This window comes from Actinotalea sp. C106 (assembly GCF_023630195.1).
In the GTDB taxonomy this organism is placed as follows: domain Bacteria; phylum Actinomycetota; class Actinomycetes; order Actinomycetales; family Cellulomonadaceae; genus Actinotalea.
On sequence record NZ_JALPKN010000316.1, the window covers coordinates 1 to 3,442 of the forward strand.

At 70.9% G+C, this 3,442-nt stretch carries 3 protein-coding genes and 1 pseudogene; 1 reads left to right on the top strand and 3 read right to left on the bottom strand.

Annotated features, from left to right (window positions below; all coding sequences use genetic code 11):
- Window positions 1-2 precede the first annotated feature (2 nt).
- Genes L0B03_RS15540 through L0B03_RS15550 form a run of 3 tightly spaced genes read right to left on the bottom strand, consistent with a single transcriptional unit; the run spans window position 3 to window position 2,715 of the window.
- Window positions 3-191, bottom strand: a complete 189-nt coding sequence (locus L0B03_RS15540; protein WP_250447460.1) for a hypothetical protein — start codon at window positions 189-191, stop codon at window positions 3-5.
- The gene (cydB, locus tag L0B03_RS15545; protein WP_250447456.1) at window positions 188-1,207 is read right to left on the bottom strand and encodes a cytochrome d ubiquinol oxidase subunit II; all 1,020 of its coding nucleotides are present in this window, start codon (window positions 1,205-1,207) and stop codon (window positions 188-190) included. Before cydB ends, L0B03_RS15540 begins: the two co-directional genes overlap by 4 nt.
- Before the next feature lie 11 nt (window positions 1,208-1,218).
- Window positions 1,219-2,715, bottom strand: coding sequence for a cytochrome ubiquinol oxidase subunit I (locus L0B03_RS15550; RefSeq protein WP_250447458.1), 1,497 nt, complete (start codon window positions 2,713-2,715; stop codon window positions 1,219-1,221).
- 401 nt (window positions 2,716-3,116) lie between these two features.
- Between L0B03_RS15550 and L0B03_RS15555 the strand changes: the two are divergent.
- Window positions 3,117-3,442: pseudogene (locus tag L0B03_RS15555) on the top strand (hypothetical protein); the annotation flags it as partial.

Sequence of the window (3,442 nt, forward strand, 5' to 3'; positions counted from 1 at the left end):
ACTTAGCCGACCGTGCCCGCGACGTCCGGCCAGTCGGCCTCGCGCGTCACCACAGGGGCCAGGGCGTGGGCCAGGAGCAGGGCCTGGGCCACGACGAGGGCGGCGGTGAGCGCCCCCGTGGTCGCGGTGAGCAGCACGTAGTGGCGGGCCGCCCGGGCCCGGCGCAGCAGCCGCGGGTCGAGGGGCTTCACCTGCGCAGGAAGGTGAGCCCCGTGTGCTCGGGGATCTGCGCGGTGCTGATGCGCTTGCGGAACACCCAGTACGTCCAGCCCTGGTAGAGGAGCACCACCGGGGTGAGGATCACGGCGACCCAGGTCATGATCGTCAGCGTGTAGTCGGTCGACGAGGCGTTGCGGATGGTCAGGGAGTTCGCGGGGTCGACCGCTGGCATGACGTCGGGGAACATCGACCCGAAGATCAGCACGACGGCGGCGACGATGGTCACCGCTGAGGCGGTGAAGGCCCGTCCCTCGCGTCCCTGGCGGGTGAGCACGACCAGGCGGAGGAGGGCGACGGCGGCGACGAGGGTCGCGCCCCAGGTCCACAGGGTCGAGTAGGCGAGCTGGGTCCACACGGCCCAGCCGCCCGCGACGACCAGGGTCACCACGGCGAGCCGGGAGGCCAGCCGCCCTGCGCTGCGACGGATGTCGCCGTCGGTCTTGAGGGCCACGAACACCGCGCCGTGGGTGAGGAAGATGAGGAAGGTGGTCGCCCCGCCGAGGAGGGCGTAGGGGTTGAGCAGGTCCCAGAACGTCCCGACGTACTGGTGGTCGGCGTCGAGGTGGACCCCGCGCACGAGGTTGCCGAACGCGACGCCCCAGAGGATCGAGGGGACGACCGAGCCGAAGACGATCGCGCGGTCGGCCCAGGCGCGCCAGCCGTCGTCGTCGATCTTGCCGCGCCACTCGAAGGCGACCACCCGCACGATCAGTGCCAGCAGGATGAGCAGCAACGGGATGTAGAACCCCGAGAACATCGTGGCGTACCACTCGGGGAAGGCCGCGAAGGTCGCCCCGCCCGCGGTGAGCAGCCACACCTCGTTGCCGTCCCACACGGGACCGATCGTGTTGATCAGGACGCGGCGGTCCTTGTCCTTGCGACCCAGGACGGGGATGAGCATGCCGACGCCGAAGTCGAAGCCTTCGAGCACGAGGTAGCCGGTCCACAGGACCGCGATGAGCAGGAACCAGATGAGCGGGAGGTCCATGTCGGCTCCTGTCAGTACGCGAAGGACAGCGGGCGGTCGGAGGAGTCGCCGGGGCCGTCGGGGCCGCCGGGGTCGTCCCGCCGGGCCTCCGGGCTCGGGTCCACCTCGGTCGCGGCGACGCCCTCCGAGGCGTAGCGCTTCATGAGGCGGAACCACACGACGGCGAGGACCCCGTACAGCAGGGTGAAGGCGACCATCGAGCCGATCACCGCACCGGGGCCCACCGCGGTCGAGACACCGCGCGCGGTCAGCATCCAGACGCCGTCGACGCCGGACGGGTCGGGGTTCGGGTGCACCACCCAGGGCTGGCGGCCCATCTCGGTGAAGATCCAGCCGAAGGCCGAGGCGAGGAAGGGGGTGGGGATGGCGAGGAGGCCCAGTCGGCCGAACCAGGGCTTGTCGGTCACCCGCCCTCGGCGGATCAGCCACAGGGCGACGAGGGCCAGGGCCGCGCTCCCCGCCCCGAGTCCGATCATGAGCCGGAAGCTCCAGTAGGTCACCGCGAGGTTGGGGGAGTAGTCGACCCCCTCGCCGAACTGCTCCTCGTACTGGGCCTGGAGGTCCTCGACCCCCGTCACGGTGGAGGTGAAGTCGCCGTTGGCCAGGTAGGAGGTGAGCCCGGGGACCTCGAGCAGGTGGACCACGCCGTCGCAGTCGTTGGTCAGGTCGCCGATGGTGAGGATCGAGAAGGCCGCACCGTCCTCGGTCGCGCACAGGCCTTCGGCCGCGGCCATCTTCATGGGCTGCTGCTCGAACATCAGCTTGGCCTGGACGTCACCGCTGAGCGCGACGCCCCCACCCGAGACGAGCATCGTCACGAGCCCCAGCACGAGGGCCGGACGGTAGACGTCCCTCGCGGTCTCGGCGTCACCGCGGCGCACCAGGCGGACCATCCACCACGCCGCGATGCCCGCGACGAAGGTCCCCGCGGTGAGGAAGGCCGCGGCGATGGTGTGCGGGAAGGCGGCCAGCAGGGTCGAGTTCGTCAGCACGGCGCCGATGTCGACCATCTCGGCGCGTCCGGTCTCGAGGTTGAAGATCGCCCCCACGGGGTGCTGCATCCACGAGTTCGCCGCGAGGATGAAGTAGGCGGAGAGGTTGGTAGCGATCGCCACGGCCCAGATGCACCCGAGGTGGATCTTCTTGGGGAGCTTGTCCCAGCCGAAGATCCACAGACCGAGGAAGGTCGACTCGACGAAGAAGGCAGCGAGGGCCTCCATCGCGAGCGGTGCCCCGAACACGTCCCCGACGAAGCGCGAGTACTCGCTCCAGTTCATGCCGAACTGGAACTCCTGGACGATCCCGGTGGCCACGCCGATCGCGAAGTTGATCAGCATGAGCTTGCCGAAGAACTTGGTCAGGCGCAGCCAGCGCTCGTTCCCGGTCCGGTACCAGGCGGTCTGCATGATCGCCACGAGCGGCGCCAGGCCGATCGTCAGCGGCACGAAGATGAAGTGGTAGACGGTCGTGATGCCGAACTGCCATCGCGCCAGCTCGAGGGCTTCCACGCGTTCTCCTCGCAGGGCCGTGGGTCGTCAGGGGTGCAGGACGACGGTAGGAAGCGCCGAGGTGCCCGACCCGGGACCAAGGTCCCTCTTTGGTGACGCCACGTCACCTCGATCTCGACGTCGTGTCGCGCGGCGGTCGTGAGGCCCTGTGCGATACTGGCCGCGGCAGGACGGGTCGCCACACCGGCACGTCCGCCGACGACGATCTTCGTCGAGCGCGGTCCGAGGCTCACCGGGCGCCGCCGTCACCCACAGGTGGCAAGGCAGGCGCAGGTGCGACCCGCCCGCTCGGCCGGACGCCACCGACGACTTCCGTCGCGGGAGCGCACGACGCCCCCGACGACGACTGAACCGCCCGAGGGCCGGCGAGTGTGGACAGCCAGCGGGCCTGGAGCATCCTCGTGACAACAGAGAACCCGTCCGGCACCGAGGCCGAGAACGCCACCGCCCCGGTGCGTCGCACCCGGGCCCGCCGCGCCGCCTCGGCTCCCACGACGACCGTCACCTCGGCCCCCCCGGTCCAGGACGCCGCCACGGCGCAGGGGTCTGGTGCCGAGGCGCAGCCGACGGCCGAGCCGGTCAAGAAGGCCCGCGCGCCCCGGTCGAGGGCGAAGAAGAAGGCCGAGGCCCCGGCGAACCAGGACGCCCTGGACCTGTCGACCGGGTCCGACGAGGCCATGGTCGCCCCCGACGCCGCGGCACCCCCCGCCTCCGCGCCCACGGAGCC